The sequence below is a fragment of the Glaciecola sp. 1036 genome (assembly GCF_050306235.1).
Taxonomy (GTDB): domain Bacteria; phylum Pseudomonadota; class Gammaproteobacteria; order Enterobacterales; family Alteromonadaceae; genus Glaciecola.
Genome location: NZ_JBLWFH010000019.1, coordinates 23,801 through 41,043 on the forward strand (window position 1 = coordinate 23,801; position 17,243 = coordinate 41,043).

A 17,243-nucleotide genomic window follows, 5' to 3' on the forward strand; every position below is an offset into this window, starting at 1 on the left:
CTATCAATGTGTAAACCTTTTGTACTTTGATTGCGACTTTATAGGCTTTTCTACATTAGGAGATAAATTATGCGTGTATTGCTTATAGTAGTGATTTTTGCTCTCGGCGTTGCGTTTGAAGCATCAGGGGAAACCAACAAAGGTGTACTTATTATCGCATCCAATATGCTGGATATGGGCGATCCTGAAAAGCATGAAGCGAGAAACGATTTGTTTGAATTTGCGCCGCCGTACCATGTCTTTGTCAGCCATGGTTATGAAGTAGACTTTGTTTCTCCCCTAGGTGGCAAAGTGGAATTTATGCGTGAACCTTTGGGCATTTCTAGTTACACAATTAAGTATGAAGGTTTTCTCGACAAAACCGCAAATACCTTAACACCTGAAGAAGTAGACCCTTCAAAATATTCAGGGGTGTTCACTGGCGGCGGTTATGGGGTGATGTTTGACGTGGCAAAAGATGCAAAGATTCAAGCTATCATTGGGCAGATTTACCAAAATCAGGGGATAGTTGGAGCTGGTGGACACGGCACTGCAAGCATTATCAATGTAAAACTTCCCAACGGAGAATACTTGGTAAAAGACAAAAGAATAGCAGGCTTTCCCAATTCAACTGAAACCAGCAAACCTTGGGCTAAACAGGGTACCTTGCTTCCATTTTTAATTGAAAGCCAATTGAAAAAAAATGGGGCGATTGCAGAAAATAAAGAAACCTTAAGCGACAAACACCAAGTGGTGATTGATAATAGAATAGTGTCTACCATGTTTTTACCTTCGGCAGCTTTGGTTGCAAAAGAAATGATATTACTGATGGAGCAGAATAAGTAGACTAGGGTTCAACCCCATGATCTGATAAAAATGCTGTTATTTTCGATTGGCTAACTAGGTCTTAATATTTAAACACTAATTTATAAATTGGATATTAAATGAAAGTTCGCGCCGCAACTTTAGAAGACGCAGAAAATCTAGCCAGTTTGGTCAGGTCACTTGCTCACTTTTATATAGACCAAGATACCGATAATTTGCCTTTATGGTTGGCCGAAACCTTGACTACTTCAGCATTTGAAAGGCGATTAACAGATGATAACTATGTCAATTTGGTATGTGTTATCGATAATAAAATTGTGGGTTATATTGCACTAAAAGAAAAAAGTCATCTTTATCATTTGTTTGTGGATAAGAATTTTCACGGAAGGGGCATAGCACGTATGTTATGGACGTCTTTATCCCCATTTTTAAGTAAATCAACGCCAACAACTGTGCGTTCTTCAGTGTATGCTGTGCCTGTGTATCAGAAATTAGGATTTATAATTTGTGGCGAAAAAGCGACTAAGAACGGGGTTTCATTTCAACCTATGGAGATAAAAACATCACCATGAATGGCCCCTTTGATCGTCTCTCTAACGCGTTGCAAAACAAGCGTTCCCAGTCTTCTAAATATGAAATCAATAAGATGGTTAAAGTTTATGAGGCTATTTCTTTACTGCTGGTTATTCCAAGCCTAATAATTTTTGTTCCAGGGTTTATTTTTTCGCTGTTTAACTATTATCTTTCCAGATTGATAACAAAAGGGCTAACTAGCGCTTCATTTGTTTTGATAGGTATAGTCAATACTGGGTATATAGTAGTAACTTTTTATTACTACAAACCAGAATTTTATATCGCCGAAACCTCACCATGGTTTGTTATTTGTTTGCCCATTATATTTTTGTTGTCGGGCTACTCGGCGTTGTTTTATCAACTAAAAGAAATAAAAAACGCATCTTAATAGACAGCAAATAGCCTTTTGCAGTATTTTCCTGAAAGTTGGCAGATTTATCCGTATTCAACTTTAATAAACCTCAATATAGTGCTCTAACTGTTATTTTTTGACATTCGGAGCCCCAAATAATGTTAGAACTTCGCCCAAATTGTGAATGCTGCAATGTTGATTTACCACCAGAGTCAACTTCTGCGCTCATTTGTAGCTTTGAATGCACTTTCTGCTTAGACTGCGCAACTCAAAGATTCAACAATATTTGCCCGAATTGTGGCGGCAATTTGGTACAACGACCCATACGCCCCGCCGAAAAACTGTTGCATCACCCAGCCTCAAAGGTTCGAGTTGTTAAAGGGCATTAGCTTTTAACTCCATTTGAAATATTCAAATTAAGCTGAAAATGCTGTTAGCTCTAAGCGTATGATGAATTTTGGGTGTTAAATGCAGCTAGACTGTGTTATCAAGCTAATAAATAGCTTAAAAAATCTGCAAAAAGTCTAAAGCAAGATGATTAACTTTTATCGTAAACTTCGAAAAAAACTAATTGAAGAAGGTAAAGTTGCCAACTATCTAAAATATGCCTTGGGTGAAATCATACTCGTTGTGATTGGAATATTAATCGCCTTGCAAATTAATACTTGGAACAACAATCTTCAGGATAAGCAAAAGTCTATTGTGTTCCATACCAGATTGATAGAAGACGTCGATAGAGTGATTGAACGAGCTAAAACCTTAAACGAAAGAGCTAACACAACACTTACCGCGATTACCAATTCAGTTGCTGTACTTGAGAAAGGCGAGATAGCGACTCAACAAAATCAAGCAGACCTTGATAGTGCACTGTTAAGGTTTTCAAGATTTAACTATCAACAACCAGAACTACCCACTTGGGAAGAAATGAAAAGCAATGGCGAATTAGACTTAATTTATTCTATCAGCTTAAGAAATAATCTTGCCGAGTTTAATAGTTATCTTTTTGTCGTTGCCTCTATTTATAAAACCTTGGGAGAAGGCGTTTATGAAGAACTTTCTCTTTTTGATAAATATGTAAGATCTTACGTAGATCCTGTTATTTTAAAAGTAACCAATAAGTTCGATTTTGACGCAATGGCGGCGCATCCTGTGTTTATAAACCGTTTTTCAAGAATCTCTCTACCATGGCGTGGCAGTGCCTATTTTTCTTCTCAAGTAGAAAGAAATGCAATTCCAGTAAAACAAGAACTTCAAAAAGAGTTAGATAAACTTACGCAATAAAATATTTACTTTCCACCGCAACTTCCAAAGATCTCATGCCGTAATGGTCACTAAGAGATCATGTGTTGATGTGCTATACACATTAACCGCTAAGGAAGTATTCGGATGGATTACACAGAAAAACTGCTTGAACCTATTTCAGAGGATTCACCTTGTGGTGAAAACCTTGAAGATGATGCAGCATTTCAAAACTTTTTCTTTATGGCCCAAGGGACGCCGGAAAGGTTTGATGGCAGTAATACACTGGCCGCTGAGCCACCGGATTGGCGCCAAGTAGAAAAAGAAGCTGCGGTATTTTTACAGCAAACCAAAGATCTCAAATTAATCAGTGTTTATAGCCAAAGCCTACTGAATACTAAAGGTCTGATTGCATTTTCTCAGTGTGTGAAAGCAATTGCAGATTTAGTTTCAGACTATTGGCAAGATATTTATCCCCTACTGGATGAAGACGACGGAGACCCTCTAGAAAGAGTCGCAGGTCTATCCTTTTTATCAACGCCATTTATTACTACCCCCTTAAAGTCAATGTCTTTGGCCAGTGCCAAAGGAGCCGGCAATATCACCTTGGCAGACATTGAAGCAGCAGAAAACGACAGTGAAGACGCAAAATTCAGCCTAAGCCAAATAAAAGGGGTTTTTGGGGAATTAAATTCTGACGAGGTGCAACTTTTCTATGATGCCTTGGCGTATAGCTTAGAAAGTTTGCAGCAGATTAATCAATGCTTCATTGACAACTCTGGTTATGAATACGCGTTAGATTTCTCTGCTTTGGAATCTGTATTACATCGACTTAAAGCATCTTTAGAGAAGTATGCGCAAATGGATTCCGAAGCTTTAGATGATATTTCGAGCGACGACGATCAATACGTTGAAACGGAAGATGCAGAAAAACAGAGCCAGCGAGATAGTGAATCGCAAAACGTTGGAATGAAAGGAAAAACAGAAGGTGGTCAAGTGCCAAACCAAATTCATTCAAGAGCAGATGTTGAGTGGTGTTTAGGTTTAATCAACGCGTATTACGCGAACTACGAGCCTTCGAGCCCTATTCCTGTGTTGGTAAACCGGGCATTGAAGTTAGTACACAAAGATTTCATGGCCATAGTGCAAGACATTTATCCGGATGCTTTGGCAACAGTGCAAAGTCTAGCTGGCATGAGTGACGAAGAAACAGAAAAAGATGATGACTGGTAGCAAAGCAACCAGACTCAAACAGATTAAGCAGTGTGAAAACGCTGCAATTAGTAAGTAAATAAAGAGGCTGTTCAGAAGGAGAAGCAAAGTGTCAAGCGGTCAAAAATTTGTAGCAAAAAACAGAGCACCTAGAGTGCAAATTGAATACGACGTGGAATTGTACGGCGCCCAGAAAAAAGTCCAATTACCTTTTGTTATGGGAGTAATGGCTGATTTAAGTGGAAAGCCTACTGAGCCGCTTGCGCCGCTTTCAGAACGTAAGATTACAGAGATTGATGTTGATAACTTTGATGATCGTTTGAAGGCTGCTAAACCGCGAGTGCAATTTACCGTTCCAAACACCTTAACAGGTGAAGGAAATTTATCGGTGGAAATGGACTTTGAAAGTATGGATGACTTTTCTCCCGAGGCAATTGCTAAGAAAACAGACGGCTTACGCCAATTATTGGAAGCTCGCACGCAATTAGCCAACTTGGTGACCTATATGGATGGAAAGGAAGGCGCCGAGCAGCTAATTGCAAAAGTACTTGCAGATCCAGCATTGCTTGAAACCCTAAGCGCGGCGCCTAAAGCTGCCGCATCTGACAATGCTGAAGAGGAGCAATAACCATGGCTGAGAGTCAAGTTGACATTAATGTAGAAACTGGATTGTCAGAGCTAGACGGTGATTCTTTTGCGTCTTTGTTGCAAAAAGAATTCAAACCTAAGTCTGATCATGCCAAATCGGAAGTAGAAAAAGCAGTAACTACATTAGCGGGTTTTGCGTTGCAAGACGCTAATAAGATTTCTGAAGACACAGTGAATTCCATTGAATCTATTATTGCTGAAATTGATAAAAAGCTTAGTGAGCAAATCAATGAAATTCTGCATCATCAAGACTATCAAAAATTAGAAGGTACTTGGCGTGGACTTCATTACTTAGTGAATAACACGGAAACGGACGAATATTTGAAGGTCAAAGTCTTCAATATCTCGAAGAAAGAACTCGGTAAGAACCTTAAAAAGTTTGCCGGAACAGCATGGGATCAAAGTCCAGTGTTCAAAAAGTTCTATGAAGAGGAATATGGTCAGTTTGGCGGCGAACCCTTTGGCGCAATTGTTGGCGACTATTATTTTGACAATAGCCCAGCAGACGTAAACTTACTTACTGAAATGTCCAAGGTTTGTGCGGCATCTCATTCACCATTTTTAAGTGCAGCATCGCCTGGCTTATTACAAATGGATAGTTGGAATGAATTAACCAATCCCCGAGATTTAACCAAGGTATTTTCTACCCCTGACTATGCATCTTTCCGCTCACTAAGAGAAACAGAAGATGCAAAATACATTTCACTGACCATGCCAAGAGTTTTGTCACGCTTACCATACGGCGCAGACACAGATCCAGTAGAAGCCTTTGATTTTGAGGAAGACGTAAGTGGTCCTGATGAATCCAAATATGCTTGGACCAATGCTGCATATTCCTTAGCGGTAAATATTAACCGTTCATTTAAAGAATACGGTTGGTGTTCACGTATTCGCGGGATTGAATCGGGTGGTGCAGTGGAAGGTTTACCTGTGCATACCTTCCCCAGTGACGATGGTGGAGTTGATATGAAGTGCCCTACCGAAGTTGCTATCAGTGACCGTCGCGAAGCTGAACTTTCAGCCTGTGGTTTGATGCCACTGATTCACCGCAAAAACAGCGACATGGCAGCTTTCATAGGCGCGCAAACCTTACAAAAGCCAGCCATATATGACAATCCGGACGCTACAGCAAATGCTGCCTTAGCGGCCCGTTTGCCTTATCTGTTCGCGACTACCCGTTTTGCTCACTACCTCAAGTGTATTGTGCGTGACAAGGTGGGTTCGTTTAAAGAAAAACAAGATATGCAGCAATGGTTACAAGGTTGGATTGATGACTATGTGGATGGTGCACCCACCACATCAAGTGATGAAACTAAATCTCGTAAACCATTGGCTGGGGCTGATGTTGCGGTAGATGAAGTAGAAGGACAGCCGGGCTATTACAGCGCTAAGTTCTTCCTAAAACCACATTACCAACTGGAAGGATTAACTGCCTCCTTGCGCTTGGTTTCTAAGTTACCAGCCGGAAATGGCTAGGATTTCGCAGTTTAGTTTAAATTTTGCCATTAACCTCAAAAGGAGAAGATCATGGCTGTAGATATGTTTTTAGAGTTAGACAAAATCAAGGGCGAAGCCCGAGATAAAGATCATAAAGAAGATATTGATATTATCACCTGGAGCTGGGGCTTATCTCAGTCGGGAAGTACCCATGTCAGCACTGGAAGTGGAATCGGAAAAGCCAACTTTCAAGACATTAGCATTACCAAATATACAGATAAATCATCTGTAACCCTAATGGAATATGTTGCCACAGGTAAACACATTGATAAGGGTAAGTTGGTAGTTCGAAAAGCTGGCGGCAAGCCACTGGAATACATTGTAATGGAATTTAAGCATATTTTAGTAAGTTCTATTTCTGTAGGTGGTTCTGGAGGTGAAGATTTACTTACTGAAACCATCACCTTGAATTTTGCCGAAGTAAAACTCACTTACGTGCCGCAAAAACCAGATGGTTCTGGTGGCGCAAAAATTGATTTTGGTTTCAATATTCCTGAAAACAAGAAAATCTAAGCAATAATCATGGCGTCTAAAAGGCGCCATGATATCCACTTTTAGAAGTTCAACACCATGCCTGAATTATCACAAAAAGAGCGTTTGCAACTGTCATTATTAGACAGATTGACCGACGATGAGCCGGACAAAAAAAGTGAATCGCGTAGCAAGCGAGTGATAACTGTGTCCCGTTTAAAAGAGTTAGTTCAACGTGATTTGGCGTGGTTGTTAAATGCGGTAGCATCGCAAACTACAAACAATTTTGATGATTACCCTTACATTAAAAACTCTACCCTAAATTACGGTATTCCAGATTTGTCAGGTTCTAATGTTAAGTCATTAAATACCCGTTCTTTAGAACGAGAAGTTGTGTCAGCAATAAAACGATTTGAATCGCGCATCATTCCTAAGACGTTACAAGTAGACGTAAAGGTGGCATCTGAACAAATGAGTGGCAATACATTATCTGTCACCATTCATGCAGACCTTTGGGCCCAGCCACTGCCATTGCAGTTGTATTTGCAAACGGATATCGATATTGAAAACGGCATCGTGACTGTTAATCAATGGCATTAGATTATGGATTCTAAATTTTTACAGCTTTACAATCAGGAGCTCAAATTTATTCGTGAGTCTGGGGCAGAGTTTGCCAAAGAGTATCCTAAAATAGCGGGTAGATTAGGACTGGAGGGCTTCGATTGTGCAGATCCATACGTGGAGCGCTTATTAGAAGGCTTTGCCTTCATGTCGGCACGAGTACATCGAAAACTAGACGCTGCTTATCCAGAATTTACCCAGCATCTTTTAAACTTGCTGTTTCCCACATTTTTGCAGCCTATTCCTTCATGTTTGATTGTACAGTTTCATCCAGATTTTGATGAAGGTAGTCTAGTATCTGGGGTTAATGTAGACAGAGACACGTCGCTCATCAGCCAATTAGGCAAAGACGAACAAACTCCATGCGAATATAAAACTGTTCAAGATACTCAGATTTGGCCAATCAGCCTAACCCACGCTGAATATCTAAATGGGCAAGAATTAATTGGTCTTACCAATGAGATGAGCAGTCAGTATTCATCAAAAGCTGGGATAAAACTGGTGCTGGAAACGCCGCCAGGGATGACTTTTTCTGCATTGTCCATGGACAAGCTAAGGCTGCATTTTCGTGGAACAGAATCTTTTCCTACTTACGTGTTTGAAACTCTGTTCAAACATTTTTCGGGTATGCTCTATAAAACCGGGGATTCATTGTGGAGACATGCGCAATCACCGGTAAAACTCTCGCCTGTGGGCTTTAATCAACAAGATGCCTTACTCCCCTATAATAATCGTCAATTTGATGGATTTAGGTTACTCCGCGAGTTTTTTGTTTTTCAACAGCGTTTTCTTTTTCTTGATATTGACCAGCTTAATCCGAGCATAAGCCTGTGCAATCACCACAAGCTTGAATTGGTTTTTTTGTTAGATGAAACCAATAGCAAATTGGAGAAGGTGCTAAGTAAAGAGCATTTCGCACTGCATTGCGCGCCCTGTATAAATTTATTTCCTAAAAGAGCAGAACGTATTCAACTGGACAAAAAGTTAACTGAGTTTCATGTTGTTCCAGATAAATTACGTCCCCTTGATTTTGAGGTCTGTTCGATTAAGGGGGTCAAAGGTATTGGCAACAGTATTGATGCGCAGCATCAAATTTTACCGCTATATAGCCAAGAACATGCTCAAAGCCAAAGCTTCTCCCAAGGCGGTTTGTTTGCTCAACCCACTGAAAATCCATTTAGTTTTGCTTCTAGCGTTACAAAACACTCAGGCTTTTTTACGAGTAAGCGAACCAGCCGCACATTAAGTGTAAACGAACGTAAATTTGGCCACAGATCAAGTTACATTGGCAGTGAAGTTTTTATTTCTTTAGTGGACCCTAAAGCCGCGCCTTATTCCGAGGAGTTGCAGCAATTGGCGGTAGATACCATGTGTAGCAACCGTGATTTACCGCTAATGATGCCCTTAGGAAAAGGCAAAACTGATTTTAGTATCGAAGTGGGTTTGCCATGTGCCGCTGTGCGTTGTGTTGGCGAGCCAACTCGTCCTTCTCCGCCTTTGAATAATGGTGATATTGCCTGGGATTTGATTAATTTATTATCGATAAACTTTCTTGGTTTTACCCGGGATGAAAATGAGCAAGCCTTAGTTGCGCTTAAAAAGCTGCTTAGTTTAATGAGTGACAGGAATAAGCAAGCACAATCAAAACAGATAGACGGCATAGTGGACATGCGGATAGATGCAACCACAGGGCGCTTGCCAGTAGAAGGCCCTATATGCTTTGTTCGAGGTGTAAAGATCACTATTACCTTGGACGAAACCGCATATGAAGGGAGCAGCCCATTCTTACTTGGCGTAGTTTTAGATGCTTTTTTTGCGCAATTTGTTGGAATAAATTCCTTTTCTCAATTAGTGCTAATGACCAATGACGGTCAAGAGATCCATCAATGGCCTATCCGAACCGGCACGCACAGCGCTATTTAAGCGATTTATCAAAGGACAGCAAAGCTCTTTATGAAGAGGGCTTTGAGTCTTTATTGCGTTATGTGGATGCAAATTCTCCCCTGTATGAGCGACTTGGTTATTCAGTATCTCTAAAACAAGACCCCATTAGGTTCGGACAAAAACCTATCATGCATTTTCATGCGTCCGCATTTTCGGATTTGCGCTTGTTAAAAGAAATTGGTCTGTACAAACTTAATAATGTGTATTGGGGAATGTTTGGGGTTAACGGTCCTCTGCCTTTACATTTAACCGAATATGCCATTGAAAGAAAATATCGCCATCAAGATCAAACCCTAGCCGCTTTTTGTGATATTTTTCATCATAGATTTATTTCGCTTTTTTATCGTGCATGGGCTGAATCTCAACCCGCCGTGAGTCACGACAGACCAGATAAAGATACATTTGCTAAACGCATCTCTAGCTTAAGCGGCGCTGACGTGCAGCAACAATGTTATCTGGCTGGCTTATTGAGCCACAAAAACAAAAGTGCCGATGTTTTAGCTCAATTATTGTCTCAGCATCTGCATCAACGAGTATCCATTAGTCAATTTGAAGGTAAATGGTACTCTTTGCCAGAAGCCCATAAAAACAAACTTGGTTGTGCTAATTCGCAATTAGGCATGGATTGTCTGATTGGTGACAGTACTTTTGAAAGAGGGTTTTCCTATTCTGTCTTAATTGGTCCATTAAAGTACCAAGACTATCTCTGTTTTATTCAAAATCCCGATATTTTCAAACAAATCCAGAAATTGGCCGTTCGCCATACAGGGAGTGAATTTAACTTAAGCATTAAATTGTTATTACATGCAAACGTCTTTCAAACTGCGCGCTTGGGAGCGTCTGGTAGTGACCCTCAAAGCAATAACAAGCAAACAACACCTAGCCGTTTAGGAACAAACGCTTGGTTGGCGGGCCCTTTGGAGGGCAATTTACAGCCTCATCAGCAAGTAAATCCGCCTGTTGTGGCATACGAATATGCCTGTGATTGACTAAATAACCAAGATTTTAAAGAGGAAGAATGAAATGGCTGAAATCAGCAGAGTGAATTTATTTGGTAAGCTCAATACCTTGAGTTACAAAGCCATTGAAAGTGCAACCGTGTTTTGCAAATTACGCGGTAATCCCTATGTGGAACTTGCACACTGGTTTCAACAAATTCTGCAATTACAGGATTCTGATTTACACAAAATTATCCGCTATTTTGGGCTGGATAGCTCCCTGATAGCAAGGGATATGAGTACGGCGCTTGAGTCGCTTCCTAAGGGCGCTACTTCGATCTCTGATTTATCTAGCCACATCGAAGATGCCGTGGAGCGTGCATGGGTATATGGCTCACTGGCCTACGGGGATAACAAAGTACGCATGGCTTATGTGATATTAGGCATGTTACATACTAAGCCGCTGAAAAATGTATTACTTAAAATGTCACCGGAATTCGGCAAAATTAAATTGGAAACCCTGAGTGACAAGCTTCACGAGATTATCGAAGGTTCTAGCGAGGATGGTCTTAGTGCTAGTAATGGAAGCTCAACTTCAACAGAGCCTGGGGAAGCTAGCCAAGCCATGTCACCAGCCACCATGGGCAAACAACAAGCGTTATCACAATTTACCACAGACCTGACGGAACAGGCGGCTCAAGGCAAGCTTGATCCCATTATTGGACGGGATGATGAAATTCGACAATTGATCGATATTCTAATGCGACGAAGACAAAATAATCCCATTTTAACCGGTGAAGCTGGGGTTGGAAAAACTGCTGTCGTAGAAGGATTTGCACACCGTATAAATAAGGGAGATGTGCCGCCTTCTTTGCAAAACGTGCGTTTATTAAGTTTGGATATAGGCTTGTTGCAAGCTGGCGCTAGTATGAAAGGAGAATTTGAAAACCGACTCAAACAAGTGATCGAAGAAGTGAAAGCTTCGCCTAAACCTATCATCATGTTCGTCGATGAAACCCATACGCTTGTTGGGGCTGGTGGTAGTGCTGGTACTGGCGATGCTGCAAATTTGCTTAAACCGGCATTGGCAAGAGGGGAGCTCCGCACTATAGGCGCCACTACTTGGGCGGAATATAAAAAACACATCGAAAAAGATCCTGCGCTAACTCGACGTTTCCAAGTCGTAAAAGTAGAAGAGCCAAGTCCCGAAAAAGCCATTCTTATGCTGCGCAATATCGGTGATATTCTGCAAAAACATCATAAAGTGACTGTACTCGATAATGCAATAGAAGCCGCTGTAAAGCTATCCCACCGCTATATTCCAGCCCGACAACTACCAGACAAGGCCGTGAGTTTATTAGATACAGCGGCTGCTCGCGTGGCCGTTAGCCAATATGCTACACCAGCAAAACTGGAAAATTGTGTGCAGCAGCTGGCAAATTTACAAAAAGAGTTGGCTATTTTGCAGGATGAAACTATCACCGGTGGAAATCACCTAAAACGCATTACCACTATAGAACAAGAACTTGCAGAGGCCACTTCTCTTAAACTACAACTAGAAGAAACTTGGGAACAGGAGAAAACGCTAGTAGATGAAATTATCGCGCTGAACGGCAAAATTAAATCATCGGTCAATAGTGAAAAAGATCAAGACCCTCAATCAGAAACCCATGCCTCTTCGTTATCTGACATGCAACAATCGTTAAGCCAAAAACGAGAGCAATTAAGCGCTATTCAAGGGGAGTCTCCATTGATTTTACCTGAGTGTGATGAACAAGCGGTGGCGGCTGTGGTTTCAGATTGGACAGGTATACCTCTTGGCAAGATGGTAAATGACGAAATAGCCGCGGTGTTAAACTTGGCAGATACGATGAAACAGCGTGTGATCGGTCAAGACCATGCTATGGAAGCCATAGCAAAACGTATTCAAACATCTCGGGCTGGTTTAGATAATCCAAACAAACCTGTAGGGGTATTTATGCTTTGTGGTCCTTCCGGTACTGGAAAAACCGAAACTGCTTTGACGCTGGCGGAAAGTCTGTATGGTGGCGAACAAAATGTGATCACCATCAATATGAGCGAATTTCAAGAGGCTCATACAGTATCGACATTAAAAGGTGCACCTCCAGGTTATGTTGGTTATGGGGAAGGCGGTGTGTTAACCGAAGCAGTAAGACGCAACCCTCATTCAATCGTATTATTGGATGAAGTTGAAAAAGCCCATCCCGATGTACATGAGATATTCTTTCAAGTGTTTGATAAAGGCATTATGGAAGATGGGGAAGGACGTCAAATCGATTTTAAAAATACCCTAATTCTACTTACGTCAAACGTTGGTAGTGAAGAAGTTATGACTCTTTGCGCTGATCCTAATGCGATACCGCATATAGAGGTGATCACTGAAGCATTACGTCAACCCCAACTGAATGTGTTTCCAGCAGCGCTTTTGGGTCGCATAGTGTCTATTCCATATTTTCCGCTTTCGCCGCAGATGTTAAGCAACATTACCAAATTACACTTGGAACGCATTAAAAAGCGTATCGAAACACAAAGAGATATTCAGTTTAACTACAGTGAAGATGTGGTTCAGCAGGTGGTGGCGAGATGCAAACAGCTCGAAAGTGGCGGTCGTATGATTGATAGCATATTAACGCATACTCTACTGCCAGAATTGAGTACCCAAATATTAAATCGAATGCTGAAGCAAGAAACGCTTAATGCTATTCAAGTTGATATCGCTGACAATGAGTTTGCTTACCAATTTTCCTAATAAATAGGCATGGGCGCTTAGTACAGAAGCGCCATTTTAGTGCTATCTACTATTTAATAATTTCGGCCTTTTGCACTTCCATGCTCGAAAGATCAAAGGTGTAAATATCGCCGGCTTCATTTTCTATCACAAAAGAATGTTTGTCTCGATTGTAATCTAAGCTGATGGGGTAAACTTCTTGTACATCTGTTTCTATGCTCGTGTCGAACTTAGTAACATAAACTGGTATCCGCCATATTTCATCATAGTTAGCATCTACAGCGAACAAATACGTAATTGAAAAAGATACTTCCGAATTTCTAATATTGTCTAAATAGTAGCGAATTTCATCTATAGTAACCGGCTCTATATAGGGTGGTGGTAACCGGTTGGGTTTGGGAGTATTCATATTGCTATTCTCTTTGCTGGTAGCTGTGTAATTGGTTTCAATTCTTAGTCTAAAAAGGCTGGGGTTTGCAAAGCTACACTGTGCTACACAGAACATTAAATAGTAGCTTACAACAAACTTGATAATCCACAAAGTTGCTGTTCTCATTAATAGTTGGGCCCGATTAAGGGCCTGGTTTACTACTAATTTTCGGAATTTTCGCCACTTTGGGAATTTTCGGTGGCACTGGAGGCGCTACTGGTGGACGTAAGCTACGACCGAAGTTGAAATAAGCCTTTTGATATTGAGTCATCATATTACATGCATCCAGACAAAAAATGCTCCAAGTATCAGCGTTATTCATGGCTTCATGAGGCATTAAATGGTGGTCTGGAGATAATCCTTCAAACCGATATCTATGGTCTTTAGTGCCTAAAATCAAATGGCTAATTTCATGAATAATGGTATTGGTCCAGTGCAAACTGTCGCCAAGAATAGTATGTGAAGCGTTAAAAAAGGCATCTTCCACGTAAATGATAGGTATTTTTTCTGCCATTGATCCGAACACAAAGGCGATAGAATTATAAAAATATTGATCGTCTTTTCTATTTCCGGTGCGTAGATAAGGCATGTCGGTAAAAATCAATTTATTGGAATTGATAACGTTCTCTATTTTTTTCAAGCCAGCCAAAATTTTATTCATATCACTTTTAACACTGGCTGCACTTACACTCTCTCCTGAAAACCATCGTCTAACTATTCTGTGAATACGGGAATTCGCGTTATTTCTATCCATACACAATAACATTATTGTTTTTGCAACTAGTCGCCTGGCTTCATTGGTAGATGCTCCTATTAGTTTGCGTTGATGTTCACTAAAGTGTTCATTTACATCTTCCAATTTTGCCCGCTGCATAAGCGACAAAGAACTGGTTTTCTCAAGCTCTTTTGAGATAAAACGCTGGTAGCTTTTGGGTGTTGATACGACCCAAATATCCGTACTACCTTGTACGTGAACCATATACACATGCCTGAGTAACTTGATTGCGGCAGCGCGTTTAATTTGCTCATCACTTAAATAATTAACTCGCATGCCATGTCTATCACTGGTAGTCACAGACTCGTCGGAAAAGCCCACAGCATCAAGAATGGCCTGAGCTTCTTTACCTTTTAAAATGTGTCTAAGACTGCCCAGCATTACACCATATTTTCGATCAAATCCACTGTCACCCATGATACTTTTGAGAAAATTCATGGTATGAGTCAAAGGAGCGTCATATTGAGTGAAAGGGTGGCTCAATACACGCTGATTTTTTTTGTATTCTTTCGAAAATGAATAATGATCAAAAAGGTGTGACATAAATAGGTTTCCGCCGAACAATGACTTTTACTAGGCTAAACTGAGTTTGCGTTATAAGAAGCTTACGGCAGGCAATAGGGATAAGTTGCACCTGATAATGGCGCAAGTGTAAATATTTTCAGAGAGAATTAAGATGTTTAGTTTCGAGCAATAAAGTCTTTAACTGTATTCACAAATACATCGGAAGCTACTTCTCTTCCTAACAATAAATGCCCATCACTTTCTAACCCTACAAATTCAGCATTTGGAATCTGTGCAGCTATATCTTGGCCTATTTCAAGTGGAATACGCTGATCTCCCAAGGAATGAATAACCAAAGTGGGCACCTTAATGTGGGCAAGTTTATCTCTTACATCAATATCGCCAAAAGTGGACAAATACCTAGCTGCGTTTTCTGGGCTTGTGGTTTGTCGTTGGAATTCATTGAACCAATCGAGCTCTTCTTTATTCGCACTGGGCATAAAAGTACTAGAAAATATTTGTCGATAAGCCGGATTGTCTTGTCCCCAGCCGCTTTCGGTAAGCGTAATAACGGCTTCTCGACGTTTTATTTCATCTGGCGTAGCGTTAATTCGCCAACCTGAGGCATAAGCGCCAAATAAAATTAAGTGGCTGACTTTGTCTGGATGTTTGATGGCATAATCAATGGAAACTGAAGCGCCTTGAGAAATCCCTAAAAGTGCAAATTTTTCTAGGTTTGTCTGTTGAACAACTGCTTCTAAATCATCCACAAAAGCATTAAACGACAGGTCTTTGACTTGCCAATCTGAAAGACCGTTTCCTCGTTCATCATAGCGAATTACTCTATGATCTTGAGCCAATTGTCTAAACAAAGGACTCCAAATAGGCGCATTCCAGTCATACTCTAAGTGAGTTAACCAATTGGCCGCTTTAACGATGGGATAACCTTCGCCGACGCTAGCGTATGCAATTCGTGTATTGTCTTTGGTTTTACAAAATCGTACTTGCTGGCGGTTAAGCAAATCTCGACTTTTTTCTTCTTCTTTACTGGGATGCTGTGGGTCACTGGTAAATATTGAATTAGGTAGAGAATCTTGCCATTTGATACCTGCATCTTGAAATCGTTGTTTAAACAATTTCTCGGTTTTTTGTTTATCCGCAATAAAACCCATAGTATCAAGTTGTCTAATTAAGCCATGACAAAGCCCCATGTTGTATGGCTCTTTGGCTAGCCCAATTTTCATGTACTTGAGTTTGTCATCAGGACTTGTATGAGGGTGTTCCCACAATTTTTCCAACACTTGTAAATAAAGCCTATCGATTTCAAGACGTTCTGCGGTTAACCAACGCTGAAAGCTGTGTTGATCTGGGATATCAATGCCTGCAAGGAAAGGTTCTTCAAGTTTATTCAGGTGTTGCTTTAGTTCTTCTATGGTTAAAAGATCTGCGTCGAGTCTATTTTTTAAGTGATGAACGTCAATCACAATGTCATTAGTTAGCAACATGACACGTTCACGATCTGAAATTAACCGCTGAGCATTACGCTCGTTGACTAAGCGCCGGATTTTACTTAATGACCAGCGCAGCGCGCCTTTTGGATCATTGTGCTCATCCCATAGAAAATCACACAGGCTTTCTCGGCGTTGTGGTCTGCTAGTCATTGCCATATAGGACAATAACGCACGAGTACGCTTCGACTTTACCAGCGAAAGTGCTTTTCCATCCAATGTTAGGGATAATTCGCCTAACAGGTTAATTTCTAACGTCATGTCGAAAATTAAAAGTTGAGTTCCGTTAGCAGTAAGAATAGCTTGGTATTTGAGCTTTACATACCCCTCACATGGGGGGAATTAATAGTCAGAATCAAATAATAAACCCAATTGCTCGGCTTTTTGCACAGCTTGAGTTCGGTTTTCAACTTCTAACTCTTTGATTACACTTGAGACATATTCTTTTACTGTGTAAGGCGACAGATTCATCTCTTTAGCAATTTCTTTGTTACTTTTCCCTTCAGACATTAATTGCAGCGTCTGTTGTAGGCGAGTTGAAAGTGGATGAGTGTTTTCATCGTAATTGGGGGATTCAATAACATTCTTGCCGTCGAGCACGTCAAACAGGGCTGTTTTGATTCTCACCTTTGGCGTACTTTTCGAAATGAACCCGTTTACACCAAGTGCCATCACTTGATTCACGGTTATGGTTGAATCCAAGGAAGAAAGGATAATTAATGTATGGCAAGGAAATGAATTTTTCACCGCTTTAATGCCATTTAATCCCTTGGTACCTGGCATTTTGAGATCCATCAGAATTAAATCTATGTCATTGTTATTCTGCAAAGTAATCCAGGCTTGGTCAAAATCCATTGCGCGAATAATGCGGGTTCCGGGAAACAATTCAATGAGTAGCCAATTAATCCCATCGCCAAAGAGTTCGTGGTCTTCTGCCACTAAAATCGTCGATAATGTTATTGGGGTGAGGGTAGACAT

At 40.7% G+C, this 17,243-nt stretch carries 16 protein-coding genes; 12 read left to right on the top strand and 4 right to left on the bottom strand.

Translation table 11 applies throughout. From position 1 onward, the window contains the following. The first annotated feature begins 69 nt into the window (after window positions 1–69). From ACNKW3_RS18370 to tssH, 12 genes are all read left to right on the top strand, one after another. Complete coding sequence (locus ACNKW3_RS18370) at window positions 70–825, top strand: type 1 glutamine amidotransferase domain-containing protein (RefSeq protein ID WP_427400795.1); 756 nt, start codon at window positions 70–72, stop codon at window positions 823–825. A gap of 98 nt (window positions 826–923) precedes the next feature. Then, window positions 924–1,376, top strand: a complete 453-nt coding sequence (locus ACNKW3_RS18375) for a GNAT family N-acetyltransferase (RefSeq protein WP_427400796.1) — start codon at window positions 924–926, stop codon at window positions 1,374–1,376. A 511-nt stretch (window positions 1,377–1,887) separates the two neighbouring features. After that, the gene (locus tag ACNKW3_RS18380) at window positions 1,888–2,118 is read left to right on the top strand and encodes a DUF1272 domain-containing protein (RefSeq protein ID WP_427400797.1); all 231 of its coding nucleotides are present in this window, start codon (window positions 1,888–1,890) and stop codon (window positions 2,116–2,118) included. 145 nt (window positions 2,119–2,263) lie between these two features. Continuing rightward, entirely contained in the window at window positions 2,264–3,010 is a 747-nt protein-coding gene (locus ACNKW3_RS18385) for a DUF6090 family protein (protein ID WP_427400798.1), read from the top strand. Window positions 3,011–3,115: 105 nt separating this feature from the next. After that, the gene (gene tssA, locus ACNKW3_RS18390; RefSeq protein ID WP_427400799.1) at window positions 3,116–4,201 is read left to right on the top strand and encodes a type VI secretion system protein TssA; all 1,086 of its coding nucleotides are present in this window, start codon (window positions 3,116–3,118) and stop codon (window positions 4,199–4,201) included. Window positions 4,202–4,289: 88 nt separating this feature from the next. Next, window positions 4,290–4,808: a type VI secretion system contractile sheath small subunit gene (tssB, locus tag ACNKW3_RS18395; RefSeq protein WP_427400800.1), complete on the top strand. Its 519-nt coding sequence runs from the start codon at window positions 4,290–4,292 to the stop codon at window positions 4,806–4,808. 2 nt (window positions 4,809–4,810) lie between these two features. Continuing rightward, a complete protein-coding gene (gene tssC, locus ACNKW3_RS18400; RefSeq protein WP_427400801.1) occupies window positions 4,811–6,304 on the top strand; it encodes a type VI secretion system contractile sheath large subunit in 1,494 nt (497 codons plus the stop codon). A gap of 51 nt (window positions 6,305–6,355) precedes the next feature. Further along, window positions 6,356–6,838, top strand: a complete 483-nt coding sequence (locus ACNKW3_RS18405) for an Hcp family type VI secretion system effector (RefSeq protein ID WP_427400802.1) — start codon at window positions 6,356–6,358, stop codon at window positions 6,836–6,838. 57 nt (window positions 6,839–6,895) lie between these two features. Further along, window positions 6,896–7,396 (top strand): type VI secretion system baseplate subunit TssE, encoded by a 501-nt coding sequence (gene tssE, locus ACNKW3_RS18410; RefSeq protein WP_427400803.1) that lies wholly within the window; start codon window positions 6,896–6,898, stop codon window positions 7,394–7,396. Between the two features lie 3 nt (window positions 7,397–7,399). Then, entirely contained in the window at window positions 7,400–9,340 is a 1,941-nt protein-coding gene (tssF, locus tag ACNKW3_RS18415; protein WP_427400804.1) for a type VI secretion system baseplate subunit TssF, read from the top strand. Further along, the gene (gene tssG / locus ACNKW3_RS18420; RefSeq protein ID WP_427400805.1) at window positions 9,304–10,350 is read left to right on the top strand and encodes a type VI secretion system baseplate subunit TssG; all 1,047 of its coding nucleotides are present in this window, start codon (window positions 9,304–9,306) and stop codon (window positions 10,348–10,350) included. The genes tssF and tssG overlap by 37 nt, the downstream gene beginning before the upstream one ends. Before the next feature lie 34 nt (window positions 10,351–10,384). Further along, complete coding sequence (tssH, locus tag ACNKW3_RS18425) at window positions 10,385–13,069, top strand: type VI secretion system ATPase TssH (RefSeq protein ID WP_427400806.1); 2,685 nt, start codon at window positions 10,385–10,387, stop codon at window positions 13,067–13,069. 49 nt (window positions 13,070–13,118) lie between these two features. On the opposite strand, the gene ACNKW3_RS18430 is transcribed toward tssH, so the two are convergent. The 4 genes from ACNKW3_RS18430 to ACNKW3_RS18445 all read right to left on the bottom strand — a co-directional run bounded on the left by ACNKW3_RS18430 (window position 13,119) and on the right by ACNKW3_RS18445 (window position 17,243). After that, window positions 13,119–13,457 carry a hypothetical protein gene (locus tag ACNKW3_RS18430; protein ID WP_427400807.1) on the bottom strand — a complete coding sequence of 113 codons (339 nt, stop codon included), beginning with the start codon at window positions 13,455–13,457 and terminating at the stop codon, window positions 13,119–13,121. A 163-nt stretch (window positions 13,458–13,620) separates the two neighbouring features. Further along, window positions 13,621–14,796, bottom strand: coding sequence for a M35 family metallo-endopeptidase (locus tag ACNKW3_RS18435; protein WP_427400808.1), 1,176 nt, complete (start codon window positions 14,794–14,796; stop codon window positions 13,621–13,623). 137 nt (window positions 14,797–14,933) lie between these two features. After that, complete coding sequence (locus tag ACNKW3_RS18440) at window positions 14,934–16,526, bottom strand: alpha/beta fold hydrolase (protein ID WP_427400809.1); 1,593 nt, start codon at window positions 16,524–16,526, stop codon at window positions 14,934–14,936. Window positions 16,527–16,607: 81 nt separating this feature from the next. Continuing rightward, window positions 16,608–17,243: a LuxR C-terminal-related transcriptional regulator gene (locus ACNKW3_RS18445; RefSeq protein ID WP_427400810.1), complete on the bottom strand. Its 636-nt coding sequence runs from the start codon at window positions 17,241–17,243 to the stop codon at window positions 16,608–16,610.